Genomic DNA, 15,096 nt, shown 5'->3' with positions numbered 1-15,096 from the left:
AAGGCGGCTGCGCCGCCTATCGGGCGCGGCTGTGAGGAACGGTGTTTATGGCAACGCCCTCCAACCCCGCGCGTCGGCGGGTTTCCGCGCGGGTTCGCATTCTGTTGTGGCTGTTGTTCGTGATGGCCGTGGGGCTGGTGTCCGTGGCCACGACCACGCGGTCGATCCTGCTGCGGGACGTCGATCACCGGGCCGACGGGCTGCTCGCGCAGGAGGCCGGCGAGTTCGCCAACTTCGAGGAGCGCGGCGTGGACCCCGAGACGGGCCGGCCGTTCACCGACCCCTCCCGGCTGCTGCGCGAGTTCCTGGTACGGCAGTACGCCGACCCCGACGAGGAGCTGATCGGCCTGGTGGGCCGGGCGGGCGCCACCCCGGCCCAGATCATCCAGCCGCGCGAGATCCCGGTGGCCGTGCCGCTGCACGAGGACGCCGCCGCCCGCCGCCGTATCTTCGACTCCCCCGACTCCACGGGCACCCTCGACCGGTCCTCCGGCGAGATCCGCTGGGCGAAGGTCGCCGTCGCGCGGGCGGGCGGCGAGACCGAGGCCGCGTTCGTCGTCGCCTTCCACCCCGGGCGCCAGCAGGCCGCAGTGAACGAGGAGTTCCGCATCCTGCTCGCCATCTCCGGCGTCGCCCTGCTGCTGACGACCGGTATCGGCTGGGCGGTCGCGGGCCGGATCCTCAAGCCCGTACGGCTGGTGCGCACCGCGGCCGCGCAGCTCACCGAGCAGGACCTCACCCGCCGTATCCCGGTGCACGGACGCGACGACATCGCCGCGCTCGCGGAGACCTTCAACGCGATGCTCGACCGGCTGGAGCGCGCCTTCGCCGCCCAGCGGGAGTTCGTCGACGACGCGGGGCACGAGCTGCGCACGCCGATCACCATCGTGCGGGGCCATCTGGAGCTGATGGGCGACGATCCGGCCGAGCGCGAGGAGACGATACGGCTGGTCACCGAGGAACTGGACCGGATGAGCCGCATCGTGGAGGACCTCCTGCTGCTCGCCAAGGCCGAGCGCCCCGACTTCGTCGCCCCGGAGCCGGTGCAGCTCGCCGAGCTCACCGCCGACGTCTACGTCAAGGCCCGCACCCTCGGCGAGCGGGACTGGCAGCTCGCCGAGGTGGCCGACGTCGAGACCGAGCTGGACGCCCAGCGGATCACCCAGGCGATGGTCCAGCTCGCCCAGAACGCCGTGCAGCACACCGCGCCCGGGCAGGCGGTGAGGATCGGCTCCCGTGCCGAGGGGACCGCCATCGAGCTGTACGTCGCCGACTCCGGGTGCGGTGTCCAGGCGCAGGACGCCGACCTGATCTTCGAACGGTTCCGGCGCGGCACGTCCCGGCGCGGCGCCCGGGGCTCCGGTGCCGGGCTCGGACTGTCGATCGTCCGGGCCATCGCCGAGGCGCACGGCGGCCGGGTGCGGCTGCGCGCCACGGAGGGCGGCGGCGCCACCTTCGTACTGGCACTGGGAGAGGGGCAGACATGAACCGGATCCTCATCGTGGAGGACGAGGAGCGCATCGCCTCCTTCGTGGAGAAGGGGCTGCGCTCCAACGGCTTCACCACCACGGTCGTCGGCGACGGCGAGGCGGCGTACGAGTACGCCGTCACAGGCGCCTTCGACCTGGTGCTCCTCGATATCGGCCTGCCCGGCCGGGACGGCTTCACGGTGCTGCGCGAGATGCGCGAGGCCCGGGTGACGGTCCCGGTGATCGTACTGACCGCGCGGGACTCCGTACGGGACACGGTGGCCGGTCTGGAGGGCGGCGCCGACGACTGGATGACCAAGCCGTTCCGCTTCGAGGAACTGCTCGCCCGGGTACGGCTGCGACTGCGTACGGCGGCGCGGGCGCCCGAGGTGACGGTGCTGCGGTCCGGCCCGCTCACCCTGGACCTGCGCACCCGGCGGGCCCGTTCCGGGGAACGGACGGTCGATCTGACGGCCCGTGAGTTCGTGCTCCTGGAGCTGTTCCTGAGGCATCCGGGCCAGGTACTGTCCCGCGAGCAGATCCTGTCGCACGTGTGGGGCTACGACTTCGACCCCGGCTCCAACATCGTGGACGTGTACGTGCGGGCGCTGCGCAAGAAGCTCGGTGCCGAGCGGGTCGAGACGGTACGCGGCGTGGGGTACCGGCTGCCCGCGTGAAGTCCCCTTCATGTACCGCTCATCGAGGGCTCACGGCTCAGGTGAACCCTCGATGACGTGACCCTGAACCTCCGTCTCCTCGCGACCCTGTGCGGGGCGCTGTCGCTGTGCGCGCTGCTCGCGGTGCCCGGCAACTTCACGGGGCTCGGCGGCGACGCCCGCCTCACCCTCGCCGTGTTCGCCCTGGCGACCTGTGCCTGGATCGCCACGCCCGTCGACACATACATCGCGCTCGGCGCCGGGCTGGCGCTCACGGTGACCGGGGTGATCAGCAGCGACACGCTCTTCGGCACCCTCGGCGACTCCACGGTGTGGCTGCTGATCTGCGCCTTCGTGCTGGCGGCGGCGGTGACCCGGACGGGGCTCTCGGGCCGGGCGGCGGCGTTCCTGGTCGGCGGGGCGCGCACGGTGCGGCAGTTGGTGCATCTGACCACCGCCGCGCTGGTCGTCACGGCGTTCGCGGTGCCGGCCACCTCGGGGCGCGCGGCCCTCGCGCTGCCGGTGTTCCTGGCGCTGGCGAAGGCGCTGGCCGATCGACGCCGACTGGTCGTGATGCTGGCGCTGCTGTTCCCGACCGTGATCCTGCTGTCGGCGGTGGCGACCCTGATCGGGGCGGGCGCGCATCTGATCACCGTGTCGGTGCTGTGGCAGGCCACGGGTGACCGGATCGGCTTCACCGAGTGGCTGCTGCTGGGTCTGCCGCTCGCCGTGGCGTCCTCCCATCTGGCCGCCGAGGCCGTACTCCTGACCACGACCCGGCGGGCGGATCGCAAAGGGGCGGTGCGCATCACCGCCGCCGAGATCCAGGAGCACAGCGAGCGCCCGGTCGCCGGGCCCTGGTCGCAGGCCGAGAAGCGGTGCGCGCTGCTGCTGGGGACGGTGGTGCTGCTGTGGTGCAGCGAGCCGTTGCACCGGGTGCCGCCCGCGGTCGTGGCGCTGATCGGCGCGGTGGTGGCGGCCTCGCCGGCGCTCGGGACGGTGCGTCTGAAGGATGCGCTGGGGACTGTGCCCTGGGCGCTGCTGCTGTTCATGGCGGCGACGATGGCGATGGGGGTGGCGCTGGCCGATTCCGGGGCGGCGAAGTGGCTGGTGGCGGGGCTTCCGGTGGGCGTCAGTCCGCTGCTGTTCCTGGGCGTGGTGATCGCGGTCAGTACGGCGGCCCATCTGGTCCTTCAGTCGCGGTCCGCCCGATCGTCGGTGCTGGTGCCGTTGGTGGTCGCGGCGGCTGTGGGGGCCGGGGTGAATCCGGTGGCTGCGGCGCTTGCGTCGACTGCGGCGGCGGGGTTCTGCCATACGCTGCCGGCTTCCGCGAAGCCGGTGACTCTCTTTTCCGACCTTCCCGGGACGCCGACTTATACCCCGCGTGATCTGTTGCGGCTGTCTGCCGTCTTGGCTCCGCTGACTGCCGGGTTGGTTCTGCTGTTCGCCGTTGTGGTGTGGCCGGTGCTGGGTGTGCCGGTGACGAGATGAGAGTGCCGCGATCGGTTGTCGGTTGTCTGCTGCGCCGTCGTGGCTGGTCGCGCAGTTCCCCGCGCCCCCGAGAAAGAGGGCGTTGCAGTTCTCTGACCTGGTTAGGAGCCCTCTGATGTTGAGCCGCGTCGTCGTCGCCCCCAGTGGATTCAAGGAGTCGCTGTCCGCCCAAGCCGCTGCCGATGCCATCGCTGACGGTGTGCGGCGGGTGTTGCCGGAGGCTCTCATCGACGTGATTCCGTTGGTGGACGGGGGCGAGGGCACTGCTGCCACCCTGGCCGCCGTGACCGGTGGGCGGCTCGTCGCGCTGCCCGCCACCGGCCCCGTCGGCGAACCGGTCGGCACCCACTTCGCGCTGCTTCGCTCCCGGGACACGGCGGTCGTGGAGATGGCGGCGGTGGCCGGGCTGTCCCTCGTGCCCCGCGCCCTGCGCGATCCGGGGGCAACGACGACGTACGGCGTCGGCGAGCTGATCCGCGCCGCGCTCGACACGGGCGTACAGCGGATCCTGGTCGGCTGCGGTGACTCGGGTACGTCCGACGGGGGCGCGGGAGCCCTCCAGGCGCTCGGCGCGCGGCTGCTGGACGCCGATGGGTTTGAACTTCCGTATGGTGGGCGGGAGTTGACGCGACTCGCTCGCATCGATCCGGCCGGCCTGGACCCGCGGCTGCGGGACGTCGAGCTGCTGGTCGCCTGCAACCCGTACAACATTCTTTGCGGTGAGCGCGGCGTGGCCCGTGTCTTCGGTCCGCAGAAGGGGGCGACGTCCGCGCAGGTGGAGGAGCTGTCGGCGGGGCTGGAGAACTGGGCGGACGCCCTGACCCGCGATCTGGGGTGCGCCGACCTGCGCCACGGCCCCGGCACCGGGGCCTCCGGTGGGCTGGGCGCCGGGCTCGCCGCGCTGGGCGCCCGCCTGCTCCCCCGTTTCGATGTGCTCCTGGACCATCTGGACCTGGACGCCCGTCTGGCACGCGCCGACCTGGTCGTCACCGCCGAGGGCGCCCTGGACCGCCAGACACCCCACGGCAAGGTCCCGGCCGAGGTGGCCCGCCGGGCCAAGCTGTACGGCCGCCCGGTGCTGGCGCTCGCGGGCACGCTGGGCGAGGGCGCGCACGACGTGCCCGGCGTCGACGCGTTCAGCGGCATCCTGCCCGCGCCGATGGCCCTGGCGGAGGCCCTGGTGCGGGCCTCCGAACTGCTCACGGACGCCACCGAACGCGCCCTGCGGATGATCCTGCTGGGCGCCCGGCTACCGGCTCACGCGGAGGTGTCCGGCACGCAACGGCCGTCCTCGGTGCGGTAGTTCCACTTCGCGCCGTCCGTCACGAGCTCCTTGACGGCGTTCACGAACCGCTCGACGTGCTCGTCCGGCGTCCCGGCGCCGAAGCTGACGCGGATGGCGTTGAGGGACTTCTCGCCGGGAGCCGCCTCCGGGGCACCGCACTCGCCCTGGGCCTGCGGGTCGCTGCCGAGGAGTGTGCGGACCAGCGGGTGGGCGCAGAACAGGCCGTCGCGGACGCCGATGCCGTACTCGGCGGAGAGGGCGGCGGCGAAGTGGGAGCTGTTCCAGCCCGCGACGACGAAGGAGATCACGCCGACGCGCGGGGCGTCGTCGCCGAAGAGGGAGAGGATCCGCACCTCGGGCACCTCGGCGAGGCCGGACCTGACCTTCTCGATCAGGTACTGCTCACGGGCCACGAGCTCGTCGAAGCCGGCCTCGGTGAGGGCCTTGCAGGCGGAGGCGATGGAGTAGGCGCCGATGACGTTCGGGGAGCCCGCCTCGTGCCGGGCGGCGCTGTCGTGCCACTCGACGTCGACGCCGCCGTCCTCGCGCCGGGTCACCTTGCGGCTGGCGCCGCCGCCCGCGAGGTACGGCTCCGCCGCGCGCAGCCAGTCGGCGCGGCCGGCCAGCACACCGGAGCCGAAGGGGGCATACAGCTTGTGGCCGGAGAAGGCGACCCAGTCGACGTCCAGGTCACGGATGCCGACCGCGTGGTGCGGGGCCAACTGGGCGGCGTCCAGGACGATCCGTGCGCCGTGGGCGTGCGCGGCGGCGGCCAGTTCCCGCACCGGCCACAGCTCGCCGGTGACGTTCGAGGCGCCGGTGACGCAGACCAGGGCCGGGCCGTAGGGGTCACGGTCGGCGAGAGCGCGCTCCAGGGTCTCGACGGCCTGGCGGGCGGTGCGGGGCGCGTCGAGGTAGGTGACGCCGGCGTCACGCCAGGGCAGCAGGGAGGCGTGGTGCTCGGTCTCGAACACGAAGACCTGGCAGTCGGCCGGGAGGGCGGCGGCCAGGAGGTTCAGCGAGTCGGTGGTGGACCGGGTGAACACGACCTGGTCGTCGTCCCGGCAGTCGAGGAATTCGGCGACCGTGCGGCGGGCGTTCTCGAACAGGTCGGTGGAGAGCTGGGAGAGGTAGCCGGCTCCGCGGTGGACGCTGCCGTAGTACGGCGCGTAGGCGGCCACGTCGTCCCAGACGCGCTGGAGGGCGGGGGCGCTGGCGGCGTAGTCGAGCGCGGCGTAGGTGACCTCGCCGCCTGTGACGAGCGGGACGGTGACATCCCGCCCCAGAACGGGCAGCGGAGCACAAATGGACTGAACGGCGGCAGCGGTGGCGACAGACATGGCGAACTCCCGTGAGAGGCATGCGCGTTGAGGGCATGCGAAGAAAGAGAAGGAAGGTGCGCGGAGGCGGGGCTCAGCGGCCCTATCGCATTCGCTTGCTCACGGAAGACTCCCTCGAACGACCAGGACCCCTGGTGTCGAGAGGGGCCCGCGCTTGCCGTAGACCTCGCTGCCTACGGCCTGGTCTTCACCCGGGGCACCCCGCCACGGACGGAGGGTTGCCGGACAGTCGGCCGGGGCCTCATGACTGTCACTCATGACCTGGTACAGGAACGTACGTGAAATGATCGTCGTCCCGCAACCCGTGTCCGGATCGCGGGACGACATCCCCTGCGGCCTAGCTGTTGCTGGCGGCGACCCACCGCTCCAGCGTCCGCTTCGCGGACCCCGAATCGATCGACTCCGCCGCCTTCGCCATGCCGGCCCGGATCTGCTCCGTCAGCGGCCCGTCGCCGGGCTCAAGCGCCACCAGCGCCGCGGCCGAGTTCAGCAGTACGGCGTCGCGCACCGGGCCCGTCTCGCCGTCCAGCAGGCGCCGGGCGACCTCGGCGTTGTAGGACGCGTCGGCGCCGCGCAGCGCCTCCACGGGCACCAGCTCGATGCCGACGTCGCGCGGGTCGAAGGCCTCCTCGGTCACCTTGCCGTCGCGCACGACCCACACCCGCGAGGTGGCGGTGGTCGTCAGCTCGTCGAGGCCGTCGTCGCCGCGGAACACCAGCGAGGAGTTGCCGCGCTCGGCGAAGACGCCCGCGACGATCGGCGCCATGCGCGGGTCGGCGACGCCGACCGCCTGGGCCCGCACCTTCGCCGGGTTGGTCAGCGGACCGAGCACGTTGAAGGTGGTCCGGATGCCCAACTGCCCGCGCGCCGCGGCCACATGGCGCAGCGAGGGATGGAACTTCACCGCGAAGCAGAAGGTGATCCCGGCCTCCTCGGCGACCTGCGCGACCCGCCCGACGGGCAGCTCCAGATTGACGCCGAGCTTCTCCAGTACGTCCGAGGCGCCCGACGCCGACGAGGCGGCGCGGTTGCCGTGCTTGACGACCTTCGCGCCGGTGCCGGCGATGACGATCGCCGACATGGTGGAGATGTTGACGGTCTTCGCGCCGTCGCCGCCGGTGCCGACGATGTCGACGGTCCGCCCCGGCACCTCGATCACGTTCGCGTGCTCGTACATCGTGCGGACGAGCCCGGTGATCTCCTGCACCGTCTCGCCCTTGGCCCGCAGCGCCACCACGAACCCGGCGATCTGCGCGTCCGTCGCCTCGCCGCGCATGATCAGGTCCATCGCCCACGCGGTGTCGTCGGCGGACAGGTCCCGGCCGTCCAGCAGACCGTTCAGCAGCAGGGGCCAGGAGCGGCCCGCCGCGGTGTCGCCTCCAGCGGGGGTCACAGCGCTCATAAGCCGCTCCAGGGTCAGGCGTCCCGCAGTGCGGGACGAGAGTCTCAACAGGTCCACCCTATCCAGCCCCGGGACACGGAGAAGGGCCCCGTCCGAAGACCGGACGGGGCCCTTCTGCCGTGGCGTGGCGCTGACAGTGATCAGTGGTGGCCGTGGCCGCTCGTGATCTCCTTGTACTCCTCGACCGTCGGCTTGGGGATCTGGCCGTCCTCGCCGTAGTAGGACCGGCTGAGCTTGGCGCGGAGCTTCTGGGAGCCCTTCACCTTGCGCTCGACGCCGTTCTCGTCGACGGTCGGGCCGATCTCGGCCGGCTTGTACTGCTCGTGCGCGGTGAGCGTGTACAGCGCGTCCTGGCTGAGCGGCTCGTGGACCTCGATGAACTCACCGTGCGGCAGGCGCTTGATGATGCCCGACTCGCGGCCGTGCAGCACCTTGTCCTTGTCCCGGCGCTGCAGGCCGAGGCAGATGCGCTTGGTGATGATGAACGCGAGGACCGGTCCGGCGAAGAAGCTGATCCGGACGAACCAGGTGACCGCGTTGATCGACAGGTGGAAGTGGGTGGCCCACAGGTCGTTGCCACCGCCGACCAGACCGATCATGTACACCGTGACCCAGGCGACGCCGAACGCGGTACGCGTCGGGGCGTTGCGCGGGCGGTCCAGGATGTGGTGCTCGCGCTTGTCGCCGGTGACCCAGGACTCGATGAACGGGTAGAGCGCGATCGCCGCCAGGACCAGACCGAAGAGCACCAGCGGGATGAACACGCCGAGAACCAGCGTGTGACCCCAGAAGTTGACCTCCCAGCCCGGCATGTACCGGACCAGACCCTCGGCGAAGCCCATGTACCAGTCGGGCTGGGCACCGGTGGAGACCATGTCCGGCCGGTAGGGGCCGATGGCCCAGACCGGGTTGATCTGCGCGATCGCCGCGATCACCGCGATGACACCGAAGACCAGGAAGAAGAAGCCTCCGGCCTTGGCCATGTAGACCGGCAGCAGCGGCATGCCGACGACGTTCTTGTTGGTCTTTCCGGGGCCCGCGAACTGCGTGTGCTTGTGGTAGAAGACCAGGATCAGGTGGCCGACCACCAGACCGAGCATGATGCCCGGCAGCAGCAGGATGTGGATCGAGTAGAACCGGGCCACGAAGTCGACGCCCGGGAACTCTCCGCCGAAGAGGAAGAACGAGATGTACGTGCCGACGATCGGCATGGACAGGATCGCGCCCTCGGTGAAGCGGACACCGGTGCCGGAGAGCAGGTCGTCCGGGAGCGAGTAGCCGGTGAAACCGGTGAACATGCCCAGGACGAACAGCAGGAAGCCGAACAGCCAGTTGATCTCACGCGGCTTGCGGAACGCGCCCGTGAAGAACACGCGCATCATGTGCACGAACATGCCCGCGAGGAAGATCAGCGCGGCCCAGTGGTGGATCTGCCGGATCAGCAGACCACCGCGCACGTCGAAGGAGATGTGCAGCGTGGAGCTGAACGCCTCCGACATGAGCTGTCCCTGGAGCGGGACGTAGGAGCCGTGGTACTCCACCTCGTTCATCGACGGGTGGAAGAACAGCGTCAGATACACACCCGTGAGGATGATGATGATGAAGCTGTAGAGGCAGACCTCACCCAACATGAACGACCAGTGGTCGGGGAAGATCTTGCGCATGTTGGCCTTGGCCAGGGAGTAGATCCCCAGGCGGCCGTCGGCCCAGTCGGCGACGCGCTCGCCGGCCGGCGCCTTCCCGCGAGAGCGGGACTCGGTGGTCTCTGTAGTGCTCATCCGCGCTCCCAGAATGCAGGACCGACGGGCTCCGTGAAGTCGCCGAGCGCCTCGAGGTAGCCCTCGTCGTTCACACCGATGCGCAGCTGCGGCAGGGGGTGACCGGCCGGGCCGAAGATGACCTTGGCGCCGTCGGAGAGGTCGAAGGTGGACTGGTGGCAGGGGCAGAGCGCGTGGTGCGTCTGCTGCTCGTACAGGGAGATCGGGCAACCGACGTGGGTGCAGATCTTCGAGTACGCGACGATGCCCTGGTAGGACCAGTCGAGTTCCTGCTTGTCCTTGATGTCGTCCGGCTGGAGCCGGATGATCATCAGGGCCGCCTTGGCGATCTCGTTCTGGAAGTCGTGGTCGTGCTCCTCGAGACCCTCCGGCTTGGCGAAGGTGAGGGAGCCGACCGCGACGTCCGCGGGACGCAGCGGCTCGTTGGTGTTCATGTTGACGAGCAGCTTGCCCTTGGACCACAGGGTGTGGCGCAGCTTGGTCCCGGGCAGCGGACCGAGGTCACGCAGCAGGACGACACCGGAGAGCGGGAACAGGGCCAGCGCACCGAACATCGTGTTGCGGATCAGCTTGCGCCGACCCAGCGCCGACTCCTTGGCGCCCTGCTTGAAGTCGGCCATGACCTTGGCCTTGACCTCGGGCTCGGCCGCGATCGGGTGCCGGTCGTCCGCGACCTCCTCGTCGGACATCAGGGTGCGGGCCCAGTGGACCGCGCCCGCGCCGATGCAGAAGAGCGCCGCACCGAGGGTCAGACCCAGCGCGAAGTTCAGCGCGTTGAGGTGACCGATCGGGAAGACGAAGATCGACTTGTCGTGCGGGATCGCCACGTAGGAGGCGATGAAGCCGACGGTGGCGAGCATCGAGACCGTGAACAGCAGGGCGACCGTGCGCTCGGACCGCTTGGCGGCCCGCTCGTCGACGTCCTGGATCCGGTGCTCGTGGGGCGGCAGTCCGGGGTCGGCGAAGGGGTCCTTCTCGTCCGCTACCGCGATGGTGGCGTCCTGCCCAGCCGGCAGGTTCTCGTCTGGAATGTCTTGGCTACTCATGACTTCCTGGCCTTTGCGGTCCGAGCGGCGACCCAGATGGCGACCGCGATCAGGGCGCCGAGACCGAAGATCCAGGAGAAGAGGCCCTCACTGACCGGCCCGAGGCCGCCCAGCTCCAGACCACCCGGGTTGACCGTCTCGTCGCTGTTGACCGCGTGCAGGTACGCGATGATGTCCTTCTTGTTCTGCTCCGACAGCGTGGTGTCGGGGAAGGACGGCATGTTCTGCGGGCCGGTCTGCATGGCCTCGTAGATGTGCTTGGGGTCCACACCCTCGAGGCTCGGGGCGTACTTGCCCTTCGTCAGCGCGCCGCCCTTGCCGGTGAAGTTGTGGCACTGGGCGCAGTTGTTCCGGAAGAGCTCACCGCCCTTGGCGATGTCCGCTCCCTCCGGGCCGTACTGCTCCTCGGTGGGGACGGTCGGACCCGCACCCAGCGAGGCGACGAACGCCGCGAGCTGATCGATCTCGGCCTGCGAGTAGATGTTCTTCTTCGCCGGGACCTGGGCGCCCTGGGAGGTGGCGGCCGGCATACGGCCCGTCGAGACCTGGAAGTCGACGGCGGCAGCGCCGACGCCCACCAGGCTCGGGCCGTCGGAGGTGCCCTGACCATCGGTTCCGTGGCAGCTGGCGCAGCCGACGGTGTAGAGCTTCTTGCCCTCCTCGATGGTGAGGGACTGGGCGGTTTCCTCGGCCTGCGCCTTGTCCGCGGGAGCGAACACGGCGTACAGCCCCCCCGTGCACGCCAGCGCGAGGAGTAGGACGACGACCGCCGCCAGCGGATGGCGTCGTCGTGCGGAGAGCTTTTTCACGGATTACCCCGGTGTCAGGATCTTCTGCGTCGATGCTTCTGTTAGGTGCGTTGTGGAACGCGCGCGGGATCGGGCCCGGCTACTTGATCATGTAGATCGTGGCGAAGAGGCCGATCCAGACGACATCGACGAAGTGCCAGTAGTAGGACACGACGATCGCGGCGGTCGCCTGCTCGTGCGTGAACCTCCGGGCCGCATAGGTACGGCCGAGGACCAGCAGGAAGGCGATGAGTCCGCCCGTCACATGCAGTCCGTGGAAGCCGGTGGTCAGGTAGAAGACCGAGCCGTACGGGTCGGACGAGAGCGAGATGCCCTCGTGCCGGACCAGCTCGGTGTACTCGTACACCTGACCGCCGATGAAGATCGCACCCATGATGAAGGTGACGATGAACCAGCCCCGGAGCTTCTTCACGTCACCGCGCTCGGCGGCGAAGACGCCGAGCTGGCAGGTGAGGGAGGAGAGCACCAGGATCGTGGTGTTCGTCGCCGAGAACGGGAAGTTCAAGGCCTCGGCCTTCTCACTCCAGAACTCGGGTCCCGTCACCGATCGCAGGGTGAAGTACATCGCGAAGAGGGCCGCGAAGAACATCAGCTCGGAACTCAACCAGATGATGGTTCCGACGCTGGTGAGGTTCGGCCGGTTGACCGACGGGTGCGCGTGCCCGGTTTCTACTGTCGTTGCTGTCGCCACGACCGACATTATGTCGGTCGCTTATCCCGCCCTCACTCCGGGGGGTGCCGTTCGGAGTGTCTTGGCCGTTCGAACCGGTGTTGACGTGGTGTTCAAGGGAGTAGCATCCGCCGCATCGGGTCTTTCCGTTCGACACTGACGTCTCGGAGGAAGCATGCAGCCGACCGCCACGGTGCTGGTCTACAGCGACGACTCCAACACCCGCGAGCAGGTGCGGCTGGCGACCGGGCGACGGCCCGCTCCGGACGTCCCCGTGGTGGAGTTCGTGGAGTGCGCGACCCCCTCAGCGGTCGTCAAGGAGCTGGACAAGGGCGGGATCGACGTCTGCGTCCTGGACGGTGAGGCCGTGCCCATGGGCGGCATGGGGGTCTGCCGGCAGATCAAGGACGAGGTGTTCAACTGCCCGCCGGTGCTGCTGCTCATCGGGCGGCCCCAGGACGCGTGGCTGGCCACGTGGAGCCGGGCCGAGGCGGCTGTGACGCTCCCTGTGGAGCCCGTGGAGTTCGCGCAGGCCCTGGCGTCGCTGCTGCGCACGAAGAGGCTGCAGAGCGCCTAAGAGCTCGGTTCAGCACGTTATCGTGCGGCTGCGGGCGGTGGGGGCTGTTCGCGCAGTTCCCCGCGCCCCTGCCGGGTCGGCTCCGCCGCCCGGTCGACTCAGACGCTCTGCGGCCTCAGACGGGCTCGTTCCGCAGGGCTCGGGCCATCGGGTGTGCCGGCCACCAAGGCGCTGCCGTTGCGCCATTTCTTCCAGTCCAGGTTCCAGTCGCCGAAGCCGTTGCCGAACGGTTCCATCGTGTTGCCGTACGAGTTGACGACCTTGACGATGTCGCCCTCGCGCACGTTGTCGAAGAACCACTCGGCGTTGGCGGTGCTCATGCCGGTGCAGCCGTGGCTGACGTTGGCGTAGCCCTGGGAGCCGACCGACCAGGGGGCGGCGTGGACGTACTCGCCGCTCCAGGTCACCCGGGTGGCGTAGTAGACGGGTAGGTCGTACGACTCCGAGGAACCCTCGGCGATGCCGATGCTGGTGCCGCGCATCCGTACGAAGTACTCCTTGCCCAGGATCACCTTGACGCCGTTGCGGGTCTCGAAGCCGGGCTTGCCCGTGGTCACGGGTATGGACCGCACCTCCTCGCCGTTGCGGTAGAGCGTCAACTGGTGCGTGGACGCGTCCGTGACGGCTATGACCTGGTCGCCGATGGTGACCTTCAGGGGCTTGCCCTTGCCGCCCCAGAGGCGGTCGCTGATCCGGATGCCCTCCAGGTCGCTGCGGGCCTGGACGGTGGCGCCCGCGGGCCAGTACTCCTTGGGCCGGTAGTGGAGCTTCTTGTCGTCCACCCAGTGCCAGTTGCCGTCCACCGCGGGGACGGAGTCGACCCGCAGGGACCGCTCGACGATCGCCCGCTGGTTCCGGTCCTTGACGGGCCGGCTCAGCTCGGCCGTGATGGGCTGGCCGACGCCATACGTGCCCGCCTTGGGGCCGAACGTCACCTTCAGGTGCTTCTTGCTGGTCGGCTTGCTGGTGTCGAAGGTGAGGACCTTGCGGCCGGGGGCGCCGTCCTCGTCCTCGGTGCTCACGCGGACGGTGTAGCGGGCGTTGGCGGCCAGCGGGGAGGTGCTGTGCCACCGAGTGCCGTCGGCGGAGAGTTCGCCCGTGACGTAGCGTCCTGCGGCGTCCTTGGCCGTGACGTCGGTGATCCGGCCGTCGGAGCTCGACGCCGTGATCTCCAGCGGCTTGTCGGGGTCGGCTTTCTCGCCGTCGCCCGAGGGGCCGTTGAAGGCGATCTGGCCGGCCGCGTCGTACGGCTCCGCGGACAGCGGATCGCCGTCGCTGCTGCACGCGGCGGCGCTCGCGCCGAGCGCGATCAGCAGGAGCGTGCAGCCCAGGACGGTGCTCTTGCTCGGTGTTTTGCTCATGGCTTCACGCTAGGAAGCAACGTCAATGGCGGCGCGCCGGACGACACGTACGGGTGACATCGATTACGGCACATGACGGAGCCCGGACACTCCTGGCGGAGTGTCCGGGCTCCCGTGAGCTCAGCTTGTGCTACTGGGTGCGGTTCTCACCGCGGTAGTACTCGAAGACCCAGCCCCAGATACCGATCAGGATCAGCGGGGTGGAGAAGTACAGCAGCCACCAGCCGACCGCGACCGCCAGGAAGGCGAGCGCGCCGCCGATCCCGAGGGAGAGCGGCTGCCAGCTGTGCGGGCTGAAGAACCCGATCTCGCCGGCGTCGTCCGCGACGTCCGCTTCCTTGTTGTCCTGCGCGCCCGCGTCGACCCGCCGGGCCGTGAAGCCCAGGTAGAAGCCGATCATGATGCACAGTGCGAAGGCCAGGAAGAGGGCCGTGGTACCGGCCGGCTCCTTCGACCAGACGCCGTAGACGATCGCCATGGCGAGGATGAACACGCTCAGCCAGGCGAACATCGTGCCCTGAGTCTTCACTTGCCGGCCTCCTTGCCACCAGCCAGAGCCTTCTCACCGTGAGGCGCGTTCTCGAGCTGGTCGAGCGCCGCGATCTCCGGGTGATGCAGGTCGAACGCCGGGGATTCGGAACGGATCCGCGGCAGGGTGAGGAAGTTGTGCCGCGGCGGCGGGCAGGACGTCGCCCACTCCAGCGAGCGGCCGTAGCCCCACGGGTCGTCGACCTCGACCTTCTTGCCGTACTTGGCGGTCTTCCACACGTTGTAGAAGAACGGCAGCAGCGACGCGCCGAGCACGAACGAGCTGATCGTCGAGATCGTGTTCAGGGCGGTGAAGCCGTCCTGCGCCAGGTAGTCGGCGTAACGACGCGGCATGCCCTCGGCGCCCAGCCAGTGCTGGACGAGGAAGGTGCCGTGGAAGCCGACGAACAGCGTCCAGAACGTCATCTTGCCCAGGCGCTCGTCGAGCATCTTGCCGGTGAACTTCGGCCACCAGAAGTGGAAGCCGGAGAACATCGCGAAGACGACGGTGCCGAAGACGACGTAGTGGAAGTGCGCCACCACGAAGTACGAGTCGGACACGTGGAAGTCCATCGGCGGCGAGGCCAGGATGACACCCGTCAGACCACCGAAGGTGAAGGTGATGAGGAAGCCGACCGCCCAGAGCATCGGTGTCTCGAAGGACAACGAGCCCTTCCACATCGT

14 protein-coding genes and 1 riboswitch are annotated in these 15,096 nt (G+C 69.6%); of the genes, 5 read left to right on the top strand and 9 right to left on the bottom strand.

Annotation, left to right across the window (positions count from 1 at the left end; all coding sequences use genetic code 11):
• Window positions 1-47: 47 nt before the first annotated feature.
• The 4 genes from ACFPQ9_RS11995 (at window position 48) to ACFPQ9_RS11980 (ending at window position 4,919) form a co-directional block, all read left to right on the top strand.
• Window positions 48-1,487: a sensor histidine kinase gene (locus tag ACFPQ9_RS11995; protein ID WP_380851107.1), complete on the top strand. Its 1,440-nt coding sequence runs from the start codon at window positions 48-50 to the stop codon at window positions 1,485-1,487.
• A complete protein-coding gene (locus tag ACFPQ9_RS11990) occupies window positions 1,484-2,146 on the top strand; it encodes a response regulator transcription factor (RefSeq protein WP_380851104.1) in 663 nt (220 codons plus the stop codon). Before ACFPQ9_RS11995 ends, ACFPQ9_RS11990 begins: the two co-directional genes overlap by 4 nt.
• Before the next feature lie 57 nt (window positions 2,147-2,203).
• On the top strand, window positions 2,204-3,616 hold the full coding sequence (locus ACFPQ9_RS11985; RefSeq protein ID WP_380851101.1) for an SLC13 family permease: 1,413 nt from the start codon (window positions 2,204-2,206) through the stop codon (window positions 3,614-3,616).
• 115 nt (window positions 3,617-3,731) lie between these two features.
• A complete protein-coding gene (locus ACFPQ9_RS11980) occupies window positions 3,732-4,919 on the top strand; it encodes a glycerate kinase (RefSeq protein ID WP_380851098.1) in 1,188 nt (395 codons plus the stop codon).
• On the opposite strand, the gene ACFPQ9_RS11975 is transcribed toward ACFPQ9_RS11980, so the two are convergent.
• From ACFPQ9_RS11975 to ctaE, 6 genes are all read right to left on the bottom strand, one after another.
• Window positions 4,874-6,241, bottom strand: coding sequence for an aminotransferase class V-fold PLP-dependent enzyme (locus ACFPQ9_RS11975; RefSeq protein WP_380851095.1), 1,368 nt, complete (start codon window positions 6,239-6,241; stop codon window positions 4,874-4,876). The two genes, ACFPQ9_RS11980 and ACFPQ9_RS11975, sit on opposite strands and share 46 nt — an antisense overlap.
• 145 nt (window positions 6,242-6,386) lie before the next feature.
• Window positions 6,387-6,503: riboswitch (SAM riboswitch) on the bottom strand.
• A 75-nt stretch (window positions 6,504-6,578) separates the two neighbouring features.
• Window positions 6,579-7,643 (bottom strand): anthranilate phosphoribosyltransferase, encoded by a 1,065-nt coding sequence (gene trpD / locus ACFPQ9_RS11970; protein ID WP_380851092.1) that lies wholly within the window; start codon window positions 7,641-7,643, stop codon window positions 6,579-6,581.
• A gap of 140 nt (window positions 7,644-7,783) precedes the next feature.
• Window positions 7,784-9,421, bottom strand: coding sequence for a cytochrome bc1 complex cytochrome b subunit (qcrB, locus tag ACFPQ9_RS11965; RefSeq protein WP_380851089.1), 1,638 nt, complete (start codon window positions 9,419-9,421; stop codon window positions 7,784-7,786).
• Complete coding sequence (gene qcrA / locus ACFPQ9_RS11960; RefSeq protein ID WP_380851086.1) at window positions 9,418-10,467, bottom strand: cytochrome bc1 complex Rieske iron-sulfur subunit; 1,050 nt, start codon at window positions 10,465-10,467, stop codon at window positions 9,418-9,420. Before qcrA ends, qcrB begins: the two co-directional genes overlap by 4 nt.
• On the bottom strand, window positions 10,464-11,276 hold the full coding sequence (gene qcrC / locus ACFPQ9_RS11955; RefSeq protein ID WP_380851083.1) for a cytochrome bc1 complex diheme cytochrome c subunit: 813 nt from the start codon (window positions 11,274-11,276) through the stop codon (window positions 10,464-10,466). Before qcrC ends, qcrA begins: the two co-directional genes overlap by 4 nt.
• 79 nt (window positions 11,277-11,355) lie before the next feature.
• A complete protein-coding gene (ctaE, locus tag ACFPQ9_RS11950) occupies window positions 11,356-11,976 on the bottom strand; it encodes an aa3-type cytochrome oxidase subunit III (RefSeq protein WP_380851080.1) in 621 nt (206 codons plus the stop codon).
• A 145-nt stretch (window positions 11,977-12,121) separates the two neighbouring features.
• On the opposite strand from ctaE, the gene ACFPQ9_RS11945 reads away from it, so the two are divergent.
• Window positions 12,122-12,523, top strand: coding sequence for a response regulator (locus ACFPQ9_RS11945; RefSeq protein ID WP_380851077.1), 402 nt, complete (start codon window positions 12,122-12,124; stop codon window positions 12,521-12,523).
• A 98-nt stretch (window positions 12,524-12,621) separates the two neighbouring features.
• Here the strand turns inward: ACFPQ9_RS11945 and ACFPQ9_RS11940 are convergent, their stop codons facing one another.
• From ACFPQ9_RS11940 to ACFPQ9_RS11930, 3 genes are all read right to left on the bottom strand, one after another.
• Complete coding sequence (locus ACFPQ9_RS11940; protein WP_380851074.1) at window positions 12,622-13,884, bottom strand: L,D-transpeptidase; 1,263 nt, start codon at window positions 13,882-13,884, stop codon at window positions 12,622-12,624.
• A gap of 130 nt (window positions 13,885-14,014) precedes the next feature.
• Window positions 14,015-14,413, bottom strand: a complete 399-nt coding sequence (locus ACFPQ9_RS11935) for a cytochrome c oxidase subunit 4 (protein ID WP_380851071.1) — start codon at window positions 14,411-14,413, stop codon at window positions 14,015-14,017.
• Window positions 14,410-15,096: cytochrome c oxidase subunit I (locus tag ACFPQ9_RS11930; protein ID WP_380851068.1), on the bottom strand; the 687-nt coding region annotated here is incomplete at its 5' end. The genes ACFPQ9_RS11935 and ACFPQ9_RS11930, both read right to left, overlap by 4 nt.

It is taken from the genome of Streptomyces coerulescens (genome assembly GCF_042657965.1).
GTDB classification, from domain to species: Bacteria; Actinomycetota; Actinomycetes; order Streptomycetales; family Streptomycetaceae; genus Streptomyces; species Streptomyces coerulescens.
This window is presented reverse-complemented; position numbering and strand designations above follow the sequence as displayed.

Bases quoted from the DNA above. Each gene is read 5' to 3' on its own strand.
- ctaE (WP_380851080.1), bottom strand. From the start codon at position 11,976: ATGTCGGTCGTGGCGACAGCAACGACAGTAGAAACCGGGCACGCGCAC.
- ACFPQ9_RS11980 (WP_380851098.1), top strand. From the start codon at position 3,732: ATGTTGAGCCGCGTCGTCGTCGCCCCCAGTGGATTCAAGGAGTCGCTG.
- ACFPQ9_RS11945 (WP_380851077.1), top strand. From the start codon at position 12,122: ATGCAGCCGACCGCCACGGTGCTGGTCTACAGCGACGACTCCAACACC.
- ACFPQ9_RS11975 (WP_380851095.1), bottom strand. From the start codon at position 6,241: ATGTCTGTCGCCACCGCTGCCGCCGTTCAGTCCATTTGTGCTCCGCTG.
- ACFPQ9_RS11990 (WP_380851104.1), top strand. From the start codon at position 1,484: ATGAACCGGATCCTCATCGTGGAGGACGAGGAGCGCATCGCCTCCTTC.
- qcrB (WP_380851089.1), bottom strand. From the start codon at position 9,421: ATGAGCACTACAGAGACCACCGAGTCCCGCTCTCGCGGGAAGGCGCCG.
- ACFPQ9_RS11995 (WP_380851107.1), top strand. From the start codon at position 48: ATGGCAACGCCCTCCAACCCCGCGCGTCGGCGGGTTTCCGCGCGGGTT.
- qcrA (WP_380851086.1), bottom strand. From the start codon at position 10,467: ATGAGTAGCCAAGACATTCCAGACGAGAACCTGCCGGCTGGGCAGGAC.
- ACFPQ9_RS11940 (WP_380851074.1), bottom strand. From the start codon at position 13,884: ATGAGCAAAACACCGAGCAAGAGCACCGTCCTGGGCTGCACGCTCCTG.
- trpD (WP_380851092.1), bottom strand. From the start codon at position 7,643: ATGAGCGCTGTGACCCCCGCTGGAGGCGACACCGCGGCGGGCCGCTCC.